This window comes from Propionibacterium freudenreichii subsp. freudenreichii, from assembly GCF_000940845.1.
GTDB lineage: Bacteria > Actinomycetota > Actinomycetes > Propionibacteriales > Propionibacteriaceae > Propionibacterium > Propionibacterium freudenreichii.
On record NZ_CP010341.1, the window covers coordinates 313,976 to 327,504 of the forward strand.

Genomic DNA, 13,529 nt, shown 5'->3' on the forward strand with positions numbered 1-13,529 from the left:
CTCGGTTCACACCGGAAGTTCCCGGGGCTGATGCCCCGTTGATACTGAGCAGGGGATCCGCCGTCGTGGCGGGTCCCCTGCTGTGTGTGGTGGGTGCTGGATCCCCCTAAGTGGGCAGTTGTGCGGGAATGACGCCGCATAGGTGTCCACTTAACGGCCGTGGTCGGGGTTGGCGGCGTGATAGGTGCGGATAAAGCACCGTGGACGGTGCTCTTGTCGACCGCATCGTCCTGGTGGCGCGAGGCCGGACGACCCGTGTCCTGGTGGCGTCCCCCGGGGCCGGATGGCCTGTGGCGACGGGACTCAGCTGGCGGTGCTCAGGCGACGCGGGCGCGACGCGCCTGCGGGAACTCCTGCATCTGGCGCAGGGCCTCGTCCACGATCTCGGGCATCGTGTCGAGCGGTCCCTTGAGGAAGTCGGCGCCCGCGGTGACGTCGCCATCGTTGCGTCGTGCGTAGTCGGCGATGAACGCGCGCGCCATGTCCACGGCGTCCTGGGGAAGGTTCTTCGAATCGCGCATACCGGAAACGCTAGTAGCACAGTCCAAGCGAAACCTGTGGGACGTGCCGGACGGCGCCCGGTTGGGTACGCGGAGAATCTGAGCCTGTCGGTCTAGTTCAACACCGGCGCCGACAACTCCAGGGCGTACTTGGAGTTCAGCTGGCCGACGGCGGCCAGGTCGGGCGTGGCCCAATCGAGGGCGGGCAGTTCATCGGCGGTCAGCCAGGTGAGCTTGTCGTGGGCGTCGCTGTGCGTCGGACGCTCAGCGGCGGTGGCCAGATAGAAGCGGATGCCGATAATGCGGTCTGACTTGGTCGTTTGCGACGAGGTGAGCATGTCATGCACCTCAACGTCGACGCCGAGTTCCTCGCGGATCTCGCGCCTGAGCGCCTGCTGGGCGGTCTCTCCGGGCTTCACCTTGCCGCCGGGGAACTCCCATTTGCCACCCGCATCAAGGCCCGCGTCGCGTCGGCAGGCAAGGTAATGATCGCCGTCGACAATGACGGCTGCCACCACGTCAAGCACCTGCAGTTTGGGATAGAGCACGCTTCCCATAGTGGCACGTCACAGGAATGGGTGGTATCGCACCTGCACCCGGGGTTGAGCCCTGGGCTGTCAGACCCCCGGCCCGCCATCGCCTAGGCACGGCCCGTCACACCCCATGAGCTTGTTGGACCCCCGCGCCTGTTGGACCCATGCGCCTGTTGGACCCCTGCGCCCGTTGGGCCTATGAGTCTGTGGAACCCACAAGTGAGTCTGCGGAACCCACGAGCTTGTCGGCCGCATCCTCGATGGCCAGCCGATCGGGGCAGGTTGCCGGACCGGGACGCGTCGTCGACAGGGCACCGGCGCAGTTGGCCAGCACCAGGGCCCGATCACGGGGAATTCCCTCCAGCAGGGCCGCACCCAACACGCCGGCATGGGCGTCCCCGGCACCATTGGTGTCAACGGCCCCGACCCGCGGCGTGGGCACCTTGCGGGCCGCATCGCCATCGGCGAACCAAGCGCCATCCGAACCCACCCGCAGGATCACCGGGGCCCCGAGCCGCTGCGACAACAGCCGGCAGCGCTCCTGCTCACCGCGCGCCGCGACCCCAAGGCGCTCAGCCAACAAGCACCCCTCGAGGTCGTTCATCGACCACATCGGGTGCAGGTCGATCATGGCCTGCAGGCTCGATCCGGGGAACTCGGCCACCATCGGGCCGGCATCGAACAACACCCGGCCGCCGGCCTGCGTCCACTCCGTGCGCGCGGCAGCGAAGCGCTCCACCGCGGTGCGCGTGCCGGGCGACATGAAGGAATAGCCGCACAGGTACACCAGGTCGTCGTCACGCAGGGCCAGGCCGGCGAACTCGTCGGGCCCCATCTGCGCATCGGCGCCGCTCACCGAGATGAAGGAGCGTTCCCCATCGGGTTCGGTCATGGCCACGCAGTAGCCCGTGTCGAGCCCGGCGATCGTGGGCCCCTGCGCCGCCACGCCGATCCGACGCATCGCGCCGCGCAGGATGTCACCCATCGGGCCGGTGCCCACCGCGCCGAAGAAGTCGGGCGACAACCCCATCTGCTTGACGGCCCACAACACGTTGTAGCCACCGCCGGCGTTCATCGTCGCCTTGTCGGCGAACACGTCACCCCCGCGCTCGGGGATGCGGTCGACGTACACCGTGAGGTCGACGATCATCTGCCCCAGGTGCAGGAAACGCCCCCGGCTGCGGTCAACGGGCTCACTCACGCAGCGGCTCCGGCGGCGAGTGCCGCGGCGGCGTCGTCCTTGCGGCGCAGCCCACCGAACAACGCGTACAGGCCGGCGGCGACCACCAACGACACCAGCCAGGCGAGCCCGTTCGTGCCGATCCAGGTGTGCGACAGCGGCCCGGCGAACCAGACTTCGGTGTCGGAGATTTTCGCGCTCATGAACAGCAATCCAACCACCAGCCCGATCAGCCAACTGCCGGTGCCGGCAAGGCTGATGCCGTGCCAGTACCAATAGCGTGCTCCCGGACGAAGGTCGAGCAGCCCATGAGCGTCGTAGCTGCGGCGTCCCGCCATGTCCACCAGGAAGCAGCCGATCCACGCGGTGATCGGCACGGCGAGCACCGAGATGAAGCTGATGAACGGCCCGTAGAAGCTGTCGGAGATCAGCATGAAGTAGATGCTGCCGGTGATCGTCACCACGATGTCGACCACCACGGCGTACACGCGGCGGATGCGCACGCCCAGCGTGATGGTGGTGAGCCCGGCGGAGTACATGGAGATGTGGTTGCTCATCAGCAGCCCGGCGAAGGCGGCGATCAGATAGGGCACCGACACCCAGGTGGGCAGCGACTGGTGCACTGCGGCGATCGGGTCGGAGGCGGTGGCGATGGACGAATTGCCGGCGGTCAGCGCCGAACCGAGCCCGATCACCACCACCAGCGGGATGCCTGCCCCCACCGACGCCGAGGCGACCAGTGATCGCGTCTTCACCGACAGCTTCTGGTAGCGGGCCATGTCGGCCCCCGAGTTGGCCCACCCGACGCCGGTGCCGGCGACGATCGTGCCGATGCCCACCACGAACGCGCTGGCCGGTCCGGGTGCGTTGCCGATGAACGCCGACCAGTCGACGGTGGTGGCCAGGTACAGGGCGACCAGCGCGGTGAGCGCACCGAACACCCAGGTGGCCCACTTCTGCACGGTCAGCAGGAAGGAATGGCCGGTGGCCGAGACCACCACGGTGAGGGCCACGAAGATGACGATGCACACCACCGTGAGCACCGGATGGGCCTTCGCGTCGGCGGTGGTGCCGGTGGCGATCGAATACAGCGAGATCAACGCGAACGCCCCGGTCAGCGTGGTGACGGTCTCCCAGCCGAGCCTCGAGACGAGTGATACCAGGGTGGGTCCGGCATTGCCGCGCACCCCGAAGATGGCCCGCGACAGGGTGAGGGAGGGCGCACCGCCGCGTCGTCCGGCAACGGAGATGACGCCCACCACGGCGAAGGAGCCGAAGGCGCCGATCGCGGTGGCCAATACGGCCTGCCACAGGTTCAGCCCCAGCGCGATGAGCGTGGCGCCCAGGGGGATGCCAAGGATGGAGATGTTGGCCGCGAACCAGATCCAGAACAGCTGGCCGGGGGTGCCGTTGCGCTTGTCGGCCGGCACCGGCTCGATGCCCCGCTGCTCGACGTGTGACAGCACCCCGTGCTCGATCGGCGCCTCCAGGAGTCGCTCGTCGGGAGCGGGTGTGGTGCTGGTCGCGGCGGTGGTCATGCAGCCTCCTCGGGGCACGCAGGATTCTCCGGGGAAGGAATCGCTTCCGTGGGGGGAGGAGTGTCTGGCGCCTGACTTTGGTGTTAACGCGACCAAAACCTAGTGGACGGCCCCGCGCGTCCCCACAAGGGGGTCCCGGTTGCCGACGGTCCCGGGCTGCTTGCTATGGGGCGCCGACTAGTGCGTCGGGTCGGACACCAACCTGGCCAGCAGCTCAGCGTGGGCACGCGGCGCCCCGGCCAGGATCGACCCCTTGTGGCGCACGTCCAGGGGCGTGCCGTCCAGCCGGGTTACCGTGACGCCGGCCTCGGCGCAGATCACCATCGCCGCCGCGATGTCCCACGGCGACACCCACAGGTGCACGAAGGCGCCGGCGCGTCCGCTGGCCACCTCGATGCACTCCAGCGTGGCCGACCCGTAGCGGCGATGTCCGCGTGATTCCACCAGCGCCGCCACCAGGCGCGGCATCGCGCGGATCTCCTTGAGGTCGGTGATGATGATCGAATCGCGAAACCCCTTGTCAGAGGGCACCTGCGCCAGCTCTTCGGTCGAGCGTCCGGGTTCGGTCGCGGGCCCACCCACATCGCTGCGCGTCCAATCGTGCTCGTCCGGGTGGCAGGTTGCGCCGTGGCCGCGCACCGCCGAATAGAGGCGTCCGGCCACCACATCGGCCACCACGCCGATCAGCGGCTGGCCGTCGGACACCAGCGCCAGCGAGACCGCATAGTCGCGGCGGGTCTCCACGTAGTTCATGGTTCCGTCGATGGGGTCGACCACCCACACCCGCCCGGCGAACGAATCGACGCCGTGGCCCTCCTCGCCCAGCACCGGATAGCCGGTGCGACTCGTGAGCTCGGCCGCCACGAACTCCTCGATGTCCTTGTCGACACGGGTCACCAGATCGTTGCGGTTGGCCTTGGTCTGCACCTGCAGGTCGCGCTGCTGGCCCGCCAGGGCCATCGCGGACGCCCGCCGCACCACCTGTTCGGCAATCGCCAGCAATGCCTGCGTGTCAAGCTGTTCACTCATCGTCTGCTCCTTCGGAAATCCCGGCGTCGGCGGCCGGGTGTTCCTTGGAGAACTCCCGGTCGGCCCTGATCATCCGCTCCTCGAACAGTGCCACAGCCACCAGGCAGACCAGGCCGACGCCCGCCGAGACGAACAACACGGTGAACGTGGAGCCCCAGCCGTGCAGGGAGTGGCCGAAGATCTCCAGGCCCTGCTTCTTGGGGTCGGCGATGCGTCCCAACAGCACCTTGGCGATCGAGTCGCCGAACACATAGCCGAAGGCGCGCGGCACGGCATTCACCACCACGGTGGCGGTCTTGGGGGCGAAGCCGATTACCGAGATGCCGATCAGCGTCACCGGCCCGAAGATCAGGAAGCCGATGAAGAACAGCGCCGCGTACACCACCGTGGGTGTGGTGGCGTGGGCATAGACGAAGATCGGTACCACCACGAGCGCCAGGCCGATCGCCGCGGTCAGCGCGCGTCGTCCGCCCAGCCGGTCGGAGAAGAATCCCCAGCACAGTGAGCCCAGCAGCCCACCGATCTCCAGCGCAATGGTGGTGTTGACGGCGGTGTAGTCGGAGAATCCCAGCTCGCTCTTGGTGTAGAGCACATTCCAGTTGTCGATGCCGATGCGCACCACATAGGCGGCGACGTTGGCGATGCACAGGAACCAGATGGCCGGGTTCTTGACCACATAGTCCATGAGGATGCGTCCCTTGGACACCTGCTGGGTCACCACATCGGCCTTGGCCTGCGGCTCGCCGAAGATCACCTCGGGCTTGTCCCAACCCAGCTCGATTGGGTCGTCCTTGCCGAAGAACAGGCCCCAGATGCCGATCGGGATCGCCACCAGCGCCGGCACCACGAAGAAGCCGACCACCGAGCCGTGGAAGAAGGTGTTGGCGCCCCACAGGGCCAGCGCGCCGGCGGCCATCGCCCCCAGGTTGTGCGATGCATTCCACCAGCCGATGAACCGGCCGCGGTACTTGCGGGGTGTCCAACGGTTCATCGTGGAGTTGCAGCACGGCCCGCCAGGCGATTGCAACAGGCCGGTGAGCGACCACAGCAGGATCAGGTAGCCGTAGGGATTGTGGGTGACCGCCAGCGTGATGCCGATGGTGATGGCCACCACGCCCGAGGCGATGAGCAACGCCGAGATGATCTTCTTCGTGTTGTGCCCATCGGCGAAGAAACCCAGGATGAGTCCGCCGAAACCGTAGGTGAGTGAGAAGCCGAACCCGATCGTGCCCAACGGTGGTGTCATAGCGTCGAAGCAACACTCCCGGTCGGCGGGGGTCTGATCGGTGGAGTGTGCGGATGGCGCGGGTGGGGTTGTCGTTCAGTGACAGGTCGGAGATCTCGACGGCCTCGAAAGCGGGCTGGTCGGTGCGGAGGATCGCCCGTCACCTGGGGCGTTGCCCGTCGGTGATCTTGCGGGAGCTTCACCGGAACTCGACGAAGACCCGCGGCTACCAGGCCGTGACCGCAGACGTCAGAGCGCAGCGTCGGCGGGCTCGCCCGCAGCAGCGGAAGGTCGCGGGGGATCCGGTGCTGCAGGCGAGGGTGGAGGCGGATCTGGCCGCGTCGTGGACGCCGAACGAGATAGCGGGCCGGTTGCGTCTGGAGGCGACAGACCCGACCGTTGAACGCATGGCGAACTCTGCTGACGCACGCGGCCGAACCGTCTCCGGTGAGGCTATCTACCAGTACATCTACGCAATCCCGAAGGGTGAGCTCGCCCGCAAGGGCATCTTCCTGCAGTCCAAGCGGACCAAGCGCCGACCACGTACGACCGGGCGGACGCGCGGTGGCCCAATCGTAGGTATGGTCCCGATCGCGGAGCGAGGTGAGGACGCCGCCCAGCGTCGGGTGCCGGGGCACTGGGAGGGTGACCTGATCATCGGGAAGAACGGCACCTCGTGCGCGGCGACGCTGGTGGAGCGGATGAGCGGGTTCACCGGGCTGCTGGCCCTGTCCTCGAAACACGCCGAGCCAACCGCTGACGCGGTCATCGAGTTTTTCAACGACTTGCCCGAGATGATGAAGGCATCGTTGGCGTGGGACCAGGGCAGCGAGATGGCCCAGCACGCGAAGGTCTCCCTGGCCACGGCGATGCCGGTCTACTTCGCCGATCCCCACTCGCCCTGGCAGAGGCCCAGCAACGAGAACACGAACCGGCTCTACCGGGAGTATCTGCCCAAGGGCACGGTGATCCCCGATCACCAGCCCTACCTCACCACCATCGCCGAGGAGATCAACAATCGACCCCGCCGCCGACTGGGCTATCTCACGCCCACCGAGGCATTCGCTCGACTGCTCGCCGGCGAGCCCCATGTTGCTTCGACGCCTTGACATCGCCAACTGGGTGGTGGTGAGGCCCAATTGGTCGCGCAGGAATGGCTGGGCCGACTTGAAGTTGGTGCGCAACAGGTAGAAGCCGCCATAGCCGATGATGAGCACGGCATAGGTCTTCATGAATTCACGCAGCCACCGCTTGCGCTGGGTGGTGATCGGAATGTCCGACTTGGGTGCGGGCACGATATTGAATGCCGTCTTCAGACTTCCCACGGGGGTCCTCCTTGGGTGAGGGTTGCCGCGTCCCGGCAAGGGGCGTGGACGCTCTTCGGAGCGCACCAGGTGTGTGCGCACCGACGGATCAGGTTCCGGGGGGATTCCGCAGGATCGGGCCTCGTCGCTCGAAGTGCGGGACGCAGACGACTTTACGGGAAGGCGTCGGGTGCATATGCAGGGGGCGGCGAAAGTGCACCGATGACTTTATCGTGCAATATCCCGGGCTGTCAAATGGGCAACTATCCAAAATGTCCGCACAAATAAGGGGGATATCGGCTTATAGGGGGCGTGTGCGAGTGGCGCGTGGCATCCGGCATTCGGGGGCGCGGCAGGAGTGGCGGTCGGGATCGGGACGCGTCGCGGGCCGCACGTGCATCAATTCCCGCGGGGGTGCACCGCTTCGACCACCATGGCGCTGCCCTGGCCGCCGCCGATCGAGATCGCGGCCAGCCCATAGCGTCCCGCGCCCTCGCGCACGAGCCGGCTGAACAGTCTCACCAGCAGGATCGCGCCGGACGCACCCCACGGATGGCCCAGGGCGATGGCCCCGCCCCGGGGGCACAGGCGGTGCTCGTCGAGATCGAGTGCGTCGGCGCAGGCCAACACCTGGGCGGCGAAGGCCTCGTTGAATTCCAGGGCGTCGATCTGGTCGAGGCGCAGTCCGGCGTCGTCGAGGGCGGCGCGCACGGCCGGCACGAGGCCCAGGCCGAACCGGTCGGGGTCGTAGCCGACGGTGCGGGCGGCCAGCACGCGCAGCCCGGGGATCGCCAGGTGGGCGTGGGTGGCGGCGTCCACCATGGTCACGGCGGCTGCCGCGTCGTTGATGCCGCAGGAATTGGCGGCCGTGACGGTGCCGCCCGGGCGGAAGGCGGCGGGGAAGCGGGCCAGTCGCGCCATCGTGAAGCCGCTCCGGGGACGCTGATCGCGGCCCACCCGGGCAATCGGCACGATCTCGGCGTCGAAGGCGCCGGCGTTGCGGGCGGTGGCGGCGCGGGTGTGCGAGCGCAGGGCATAGCGGTCCTGGCGCTCGCGACTGATGTGCAGCTCGGCAGCGAGCTGATCGGCCATCACGCCCATGTCGGGGTCGAGCCAGGGTGGCGGCGCGAAGGGCGCCCGGTCGAAGGTGCTGGGTGGTTCGCCGTCGCGGCCCGGCCACAGGGTGATCGGCTGGGTGCTGGCGGCCTGTACCCCTCCGGCCGCCACGACGCCCGGCTGGCTGCGGCAGCGGTGCCATGCATATTCGATGGCAGCCATTCCCGATCCGCATTGGCGGTCGAGTGTCAGGGCGGGTACGGCCGGGTCGATACCCGCGGCCAATGCCGCCACGCGCGCCGGATCGCCACCGGGTCCGCGCACATTGCCGAGGACCACCTCGCCGAATCCGGTGCCGGTGGGCAGCCGGGCGTCCAGCTCGCCGAGCACGGGGGCGGCTAGGTCGGTGGTGGTCTGGTCGGCGAAGACGCCTCCGGTGGTGCCGATCGGGGTGCGCAGGGCCTCGATGATCACCGGGTTGTCGGCGAGGGTGTTCACGGTGAGTCCGGCCTATCGGTGGGGCCTCCCAGTTCCAGGGCCAGGGCGCGCAGGTCAACCTTTCCGCTGAGGGTCAGCGGAGGATGGGCCACCCACTGCCAGCGTCGTGGTCGGTCGGCGCCGGTGAGGTGTTCGCGCGCCCAGGCTCGCACCGGACCCAGGTCGTCGCGCCGGGTCACCACGGCGGTCAGCACCTGGCCGAGCGCGGCATGCGGTAGCCCGAGCAGGAACAGCTCACCCTGCGCCCGATGACGCAGCCGCTCGAGCAGCGGGGCGAGGAGCACGGTCTGCCCTGCTGTGGTCACGGCGCCATCACGTCCTTCGACGATCAGCCGGCGCCCATCAAGGGCTCCGCGGTCTCCCACTGTCACGAAGCCGTCGTCACCGCGCCGCAGCGGTGCGGGAGTCTCGAGCCGCAGGGGCACGGGATTTCCGGACGACGGGGGTTCATCGGCGCTGGCCTGCAGGTATCCCTGCGCGAGCCACGGTGAGCGCACCCAGATGGTGCCGTCGGTGATGCGGGCCTCCACGCGGTCGAAGAGCTCCAGGTCGTCGCGGCAGCTGCCCATCGCGATCATCGACATCTCGGCGGCGCCGTAGTAGTGCACCACGTTGATGCCGCGCGTCGTGGCCCGGTCGCGAAGCCCGCGCGACAGGCTATCGCCGGCCACGATCACCTCGCGCAGACGCTGCGAACGGGGCAGTCCGGCGTCCAGCAGGGAGCTCAACCGGGCGGGTGTGAGCTGCCAGATGGTGGCGCATTCGGGCTTGTCGGACGACCATTCCACGCCGTTGTGAACAGCCAGGCAGGCGGCGAACAGGTTCATCGTGGAGCCCATCGGGCCGGGGATCCAGATGCGGTCGTGAGGCGTCAGTGCGCAGCGCCGGGCCACCGCATCGAGGCTGTCGACCCAGGAATCGGTGGTGCGCACGATCACGCGTCCGGCGCCTGTGGTCGTGCCCGAGGTGCGCAGGCCGATCAACTGGCCGCGGCGATGCGCCTGCCAGAACTGGTCGGCGGCCCCGGGGCCCGGGCCGAGCACGCACGCCTGCCGGGCGATGTTGGCGCTGGTGCCCATGGGCTTCCTCCCGGCGGTTGCTGAACGTTGTTCATTGAACACCGTACAGCCAGCCCGGGGTCGGTTCGAGTGGTCTGCGCAGGCGGGGAATCGGCGTTTTCCGGGGGGCGCCGTCGCCCGAGCACAGGGCGGATGTTTGGATTGAAATCCCAACAACGGAAGGAACTGCCATGAACGATGCACAGTCCGCTTTCGACAAGGCTGCGGGTAAGGCCAAGGAGGTCATCGGCAAGGTGACCGGCAACGACGAGATGGCCGCCGAAGGCACCACGCAGAACGCGATGGGCAAGGTCGAGGGTGCCTTCAACGAAGCCAAGGACAAGGTGACCGACACCGTCAATGGCGTCAAAGAAGGCCTGAAGGGTGTCTTGAACAAAGACGAGAGCTAGCCCTTCACCCCAAGACTCCCCGCCCGGTTCGGTCCTGGGCGGGGAGTCTTTTGCATGCCCGGTGGTGGCGGCCCCGGACCCTCAGGCGCTGTGCCCGGTTCGGCCTCGGGCACTGCGCCCGGTGCGGCTCGGGTGCGATGGCTCCCGATCGTGGTGTTCTACGTGCTCGCCTGTGCGCTGGCGTGGTTGGTGATCTCACCGCTGTGGATCAGTGGAAAGGGCTCCAGAATCCGCTCATGGGCGTGCTCTCCCCGCTCATGATGTACACCCCTGCCGTGGCGGCATTGTTCGTGGTGATGGTGGTGCAACGGGTGCGGGGGCGCGCGGTGCTGGCGTCGCTGGGCATGTGGCCGATTCGGCCCCTCAAGCGGACGCTGCTGTTGGCGCTGGCCGCCCTGGTGGGCACCGCCCTGCTGCCGATCGTGGTGACATTCATCGCCGCCGGGCTGGGGCTCGTGCGCCTCGACCTGGTGAACTTCTCGGGCTTCGCGCAGGTGTTGCAGTCGCAGATGCCGGCCGGACAGACCTATCCGTTGTCGGTGCGCACCACGGTGATCGTGCAATTGGTGATGCTGTTGCCGGCCTCCGCCACCAATGCGATGTTCACCGTGGGCGAGGAGATCGGTTGGCGTGGCTTCCTCATGTCATCGCTGCGTCCGCTGGGCACGTGGCCTGCGCTGGTGATCAGCGGGGCGATGTGGGGACTGTGGCATGCGCCGCTCATCCTGCTGGGCTACGACTTCGGCCGACGCGATGCGCTGGGCGTGCTGCTCATGATCGTGTCGTGCGTGATCCTTGGCACGTTGTTCGGGTGGTTGCGCATCCGCAGCGGCAACATCTGGCCGTCGGTGTTCGGTCATGCCGCACTGAATGGCACGGCGGGTTTCCTGGGACTGGTGGTGGCGGCGGGCGAGTCGCCGAGCGTGCTGGCCACCAGCCCCCTGGGCTGGATCGGGTGGACGCTCGTGGCGCTGGTCGTGGTGGTGCTGGCGCTCGCCGGCCAGTTCCGCGGCAAGGACCAGTGGGCCGTCAACGTGGCGAAGGCTCCGGCGGTGGGTCCGAGTCCGTTCCAGCCCTGAGCTGTGCGGGGGATTGGCCGCTATCGGACCGGAGTGTGACGGAATAAAAGCGGCGGTTCGAGCGTTGTACAGTGTGAGGGACAACATCTTATAGGGGTGTGCGTCGCGCGATCAGTTTGGTGGATCGTGGCGCAACCCATGAGCCAGAGGAGTGAATATGACGAATACCATTTCTGCGATTCATCAGGCAGAAGTCTCCACCACCAACCTTCAGAACGCCGAGAGCGGCTTTGTCGCCTCCGATATCCTTCGTGATTCGCTGCAGTCAGTGCTTGTTGACTTGATTGCGCTGAGTTTCTCGGGCAAGCAGGTGCACTGGAACATCGTGGGGCCGAACTTCCGCGACCTGCACCGCAACTTTGACGACGTCGTCGAGATCGCCCGCGAGGGTTCCGACACGATCGCCGAGCGCATGCGTGCGCTGCACGTGGCACCGGACGGCCGCACCGACGTCGTCTCCGCCACCACCACCCTTCCCGAGCTGCCCGCCGGTGAGATCCTCTCCAGCGACGCAGTCGACCTGGTCGTGAAGTCGATCGAGGCCACCACGCGCACCATCCGTGAGGTGCACGACGCGGTGGATTCCGCCGATCCGTCGACCGCCGACCTGCTCCATGAGCTGATCAACAAGCTCGAGCAGCAGGCATGGTTCATCGCCGCCGAGAAGCGCCAGCCCCAGGACTGACCACTGACGGTGGTGTTCGCGCACCCCCTGGGGTGAGCGACTGAAAGACCAACCCCGGGCGCGGGGTCCGAGGCCTGCGCCCGGGGTTTTTCATGCCCGCGAGCGGGTTGACGGGCCTGGTTCGCGTCAATTTGGTTCGTCGCCTGCGGCCGCTGGGGGCCTCGAGGTCCGTGATCAGAAGACTCGAGGTCCGGAATCAGAAGATAGGTGCGGATAAAGCACCGAAGACGGTGCTTTATCCGCACCTATCTTTCGTTTTCGCTGGGGTCGGTGGCTGGGCAGTTGTGCGGTGTCCTTGCCGCACAAGCGTCCACTTCATGCCCGGATCGAGGCCGTCGGCGATGTCAAGGCGTCGAAGCAACATGGGGCTCGCCGGCGAGCAGTCGAGCGAATGCCTCGGTGGGCGTGAGATAGCCCAGTCGGCGGCGGGGTCGATTGTTGATCTCCTCGGCGATGGTGGTGAGGTAGGGCTGGTGATCGGGGATCACCGTGCCCTTGGGCAGATACTCCCGGTAGAGCCGGTTCGTGTTCTCGTTGCTGGGCCTCTGCCAGGGCGAGTGGGGATCGGCGAAGTAGACCGGCATCGCCGTGGCCAGGGAGACCTTCGCGTGCTGGGCCATCTCGCTGCCCTGGTCCCACGCCAACGATGCCTTCATCATCTCGGGCAAGTCGTTGAAAAACTCGATGACCGCGTCAGCGGTTGGCTCGGCGTGTTTCGAGGACAGGGCCAGCAGCCCGGTGAACCCGCTCATCCGCTCCACCAGCGTCGCCGCGCACGAGGTGCCGTTCTTCCCGATGATCAGGTCACCCTCCCAGTGCCCCGGCACCCGACGCTGGGCGGCGTCCTCACCTCGCTCCGCGATCGGGACCATACCTACGATTGGGCCACCGCGCGTCCGCCCGGTCGTACGTGGTCGGCGCTTGGTCCGCTTGGACTGCAGGAAGATGCCCTTGCGGGCGAGCTCACCCTTCGGGATTGCGTAGATGTACTGGTAGATAGCCTCACCGGAGACGGTTCGGCCGCGTGCGTCAGCAGAGTTCGCCATGCGTTCAACGGTCGGGTCTGTCGCCTCCAGACGCAACCGGCCCGCTATCTCGTTCGGCGTCCACGACGCGGCCAGATCCGCCTCCACCCTCGCCTGCAGCACCGGATCCCCCGCGACCTTCCGCTGCTGCGGGCGAGCCCGCCGACGCTGCGCTCTGACGTCTGCGGTCACGGCCTGGTAGCCGCGGGTCTTCGTCGAGTTCCGGTGAAGCTCCCGCAAGATCACCGACGGGCAACGCCCCAGGTGACGGGCGATCCTCCGCACCGACCAGCCCGCTTTCGAGGCCGTCGAGATCTCCGACCTGTCACTGAACGACAACCCCACCCGCGCCATCCGCACACTCCACCGATCAGACCCCCGCCGACCGGGAGTGTTGCTTCGACGCTAT

Annotated in this window: 13 protein-coding genes; 4 read left to right on the top strand and 9 right to left on the bottom strand. The window is 67.5% G+C overall.

Annotated features, from left to right (window positions below):
- Positions 1-317: 317 nt before the first annotated feature.
- The 6 genes from RM25_RS01245 to uhpT all read right to left on the bottom strand — a co-directional run bounded on the left by RM25_RS01245 (position 318) and on the right by uhpT (position 6,026).
- Positions 318-521, bottom strand: a complete 204-nt coding sequence (locus tag RM25_RS01245) for a hypothetical protein (RefSeq protein WP_013160198.1) — start codon at positions 519-521, stop codon at positions 318-320.
- Between the two features lie 92 nt (positions 522-613).
- Entirely contained in the window at positions 614-1,048 is a 435-nt protein-coding gene (locus RM25_RS01250) for a (deoxy)nucleoside triphosphate pyrophosphohydrolase (protein WP_196488397.1), read from the bottom strand.
- A gap of 181 nt (positions 1,049-1,229) precedes the next feature.
- Positions 1,230-2,234: a PfkB family carbohydrate kinase gene (locus RM25_RS01255; RefSeq protein WP_013160205.1), complete on the bottom strand. Its 1,005-nt coding sequence runs from the start codon at positions 2,232-2,234 to the stop codon at positions 1,230-1,232.
- A complete protein-coding gene (locus tag RM25_RS01260; protein ID WP_196482679.1) occupies positions 2,231-3,751 on the bottom strand; it encodes a purine-cytosine permease family protein in 1,521 nt (506 codons plus the stop codon). Before RM25_RS01260 ends, RM25_RS01255 begins: the two co-directional genes overlap by 4 nt.
- Before the next feature lie 177 nt (positions 3,752-3,928).
- On the bottom strand, positions 3,929-4,780 hold the full coding sequence (locus RM25_RS01265; protein WP_036943064.1) for an inositol monophosphatase family protein: 852 nt from the start codon (positions 4,778-4,780) through the stop codon (positions 3,929-3,931).
- Positions 4,773-6,026 carry a hexose-6-phosphate:phosphate antiporter UhpT gene (gene uhpT / locus RM25_RS01270; protein WP_080774437.1) on the bottom strand — a complete coding sequence of 418 codons (1,254 nt, stop codon included), beginning with the start codon at positions 6,024-6,026 and terminating at the stop codon, positions 4,773-4,775. Before uhpT ends, RM25_RS01265 begins: the two co-directional genes overlap by 8 nt.
- Before the next feature lie 53 nt (positions 6,027-6,079).
- Here uhpT and RM25_RS01275 point away from each other — a divergent pair, with 53 nt between their 5' ends.
- The gene (locus RM25_RS01275) at positions 6,080-7,114 is read left to right on the top strand and encodes an IS30 family transposase (RefSeq protein ID WP_044635816.1); all 1,035 of its coding nucleotides are present in this window, start codon (positions 6,080-6,082) and stop codon (positions 7,112-7,114) included.
- Between the two features lie 594 nt (positions 7,115-7,708).
- Here RM25_RS01275 and RM25_RS01280 read toward each other — a convergent pair.
- Together RM25_RS01280 and RM25_RS01285 are read right to left on the bottom strand one after the other, a co-directional pair.
- On the bottom strand, positions 7,709-8,863 hold the full coding sequence (locus tag RM25_RS01280) for a thiolase family protein (RefSeq protein ID WP_044635919.1): 1,155 nt from the start codon (positions 8,861-8,863) through the stop codon (positions 7,709-7,711).
- Positions 8,860-9,942 carry an AMP-binding protein gene (locus tag RM25_RS01285; protein WP_044635920.1) on the bottom strand — a complete coding sequence of 361 codons (1,083 nt, stop codon included), beginning with the start codon at positions 9,940-9,942 and terminating at the stop codon, positions 8,860-8,862. The genes RM25_RS01280 and RM25_RS01285 overlap by 4 nt, the downstream gene beginning before the upstream one ends.
- Positions 9,943-10,112: 170 nt before the next feature.
- Here RM25_RS01285 and RM25_RS01290 point away from each other — a divergent pair, with 170 nt between their 5' ends.
- From RM25_RS01290 to RM25_RS01300, 3 genes are all read left to right on the top strand, one after another.
- Entirely contained in the window at positions 10,113-10,331 is a 219-nt protein-coding gene (locus tag RM25_RS01290; RefSeq protein ID WP_044635921.1) for a CsbD family protein, read from the top strand.
- 236 nt (positions 10,332-10,567) lie between these two features.
- Entirely contained in the window at positions 10,568-11,410 is an 843-nt protein-coding gene (locus RM25_RS01295) for a CPBP family intramembrane glutamic endopeptidase (RefSeq protein WP_052809063.1), read from the top strand.
- A gap of 157 nt (positions 11,411-11,567) precedes the next feature.
- A complete protein-coding gene (locus tag RM25_RS01300) occupies positions 11,568-12,095 on the top strand; it encodes a Dps family protein (protein ID WP_013160214.1) in 528 nt (175 codons plus the stop codon).
- Positions 12,096-12,439: 344 nt separating this feature from the next.
- Here RM25_RS01300 and RM25_RS01305 read toward each other — a convergent pair whose 3' ends face one another.
- Complete coding sequence (locus tag RM25_RS01305; RefSeq protein ID WP_044635816.1) at positions 12,440-13,474, bottom strand: IS30 family transposase; 1,035 nt, start codon at positions 13,472-13,474, stop codon at positions 12,440-12,442.
- Positions 13,475-13,529 lie beyond the last annotated feature (55 nt).

What these genes read in the sequence shown, in the direction of transcription:
- RM25_RS01300 (WP_013160214.1), top strand. Translation starts at nt 11,568, where the DNA reads ATGACGAATACCATTTCTGCGATTCATCAGGCAGAAGTCTCCACCACC.
- RM25_RS01290 (WP_044635921.1), top strand. Translation starts at nt 10,113, where the DNA reads ATGAACGATGCACAGTCCGCTTTCGACAAGGCTGCGGGTAAGGCCAAG.
- RM25_RS01285 (WP_044635920.1), bottom strand. Translation starts at nt 9,942, where the DNA reads ATGGGCACCAGCGCCAACATCGCCCGGCAGGCGTGCGTGCTCGGCCCG.
- RM25_RS01295 (WP_052809063.1), top strand. Translation starts at nt 10,568, where the DNA reads ATGGGCGTGCTCTCCCCGCTCATGATGTACACCCCTGCCGTGGCGGCA.
- uhpT (WP_080774437.1), bottom strand. Translation starts at nt 6,026, where the DNA reads ATGACACCACCGTTGGGCACGATCGGGTTCGGCTTCTCACTCACCTAC.
- RM25_RS01265 (WP_036943064.1), bottom strand. Translation starts at nt 4,780, where the DNA reads ATGAGTGAACAGCTTGACACGCAGGCATTGCTGGCGATTGCCGAACAG.
- RM25_RS01245 (WP_013160198.1), bottom strand. Translation starts at nt 521, where the DNA reads ATGCGCGATTCGAAGAACCTTCCCCAGGACGCCGTGGACATGGCGCGC.
- RM25_RS01275 (WP_044635816.1), top strand. Translation starts at nt 6,080, where the DNA reads ATGGCGCGGGTGGGGTTGTCGTTCAGTGACAGGTCGGAGATCTCGACG.
- RM25_RS01305 (WP_044635816.1), bottom strand. Translation starts at nt 13,474, where the DNA reads ATGGCGCGGGTGGGGTTGTCGTTCAGTGACAGGTCGGAGATCTCGACG.
- RM25_RS01260 (WP_196482679.1), bottom strand. Translation starts at nt 3,751, where the DNA reads ATGACCACCGCCGCGACCAGCACCACACCCGCTCCCGACGAGCGACTC.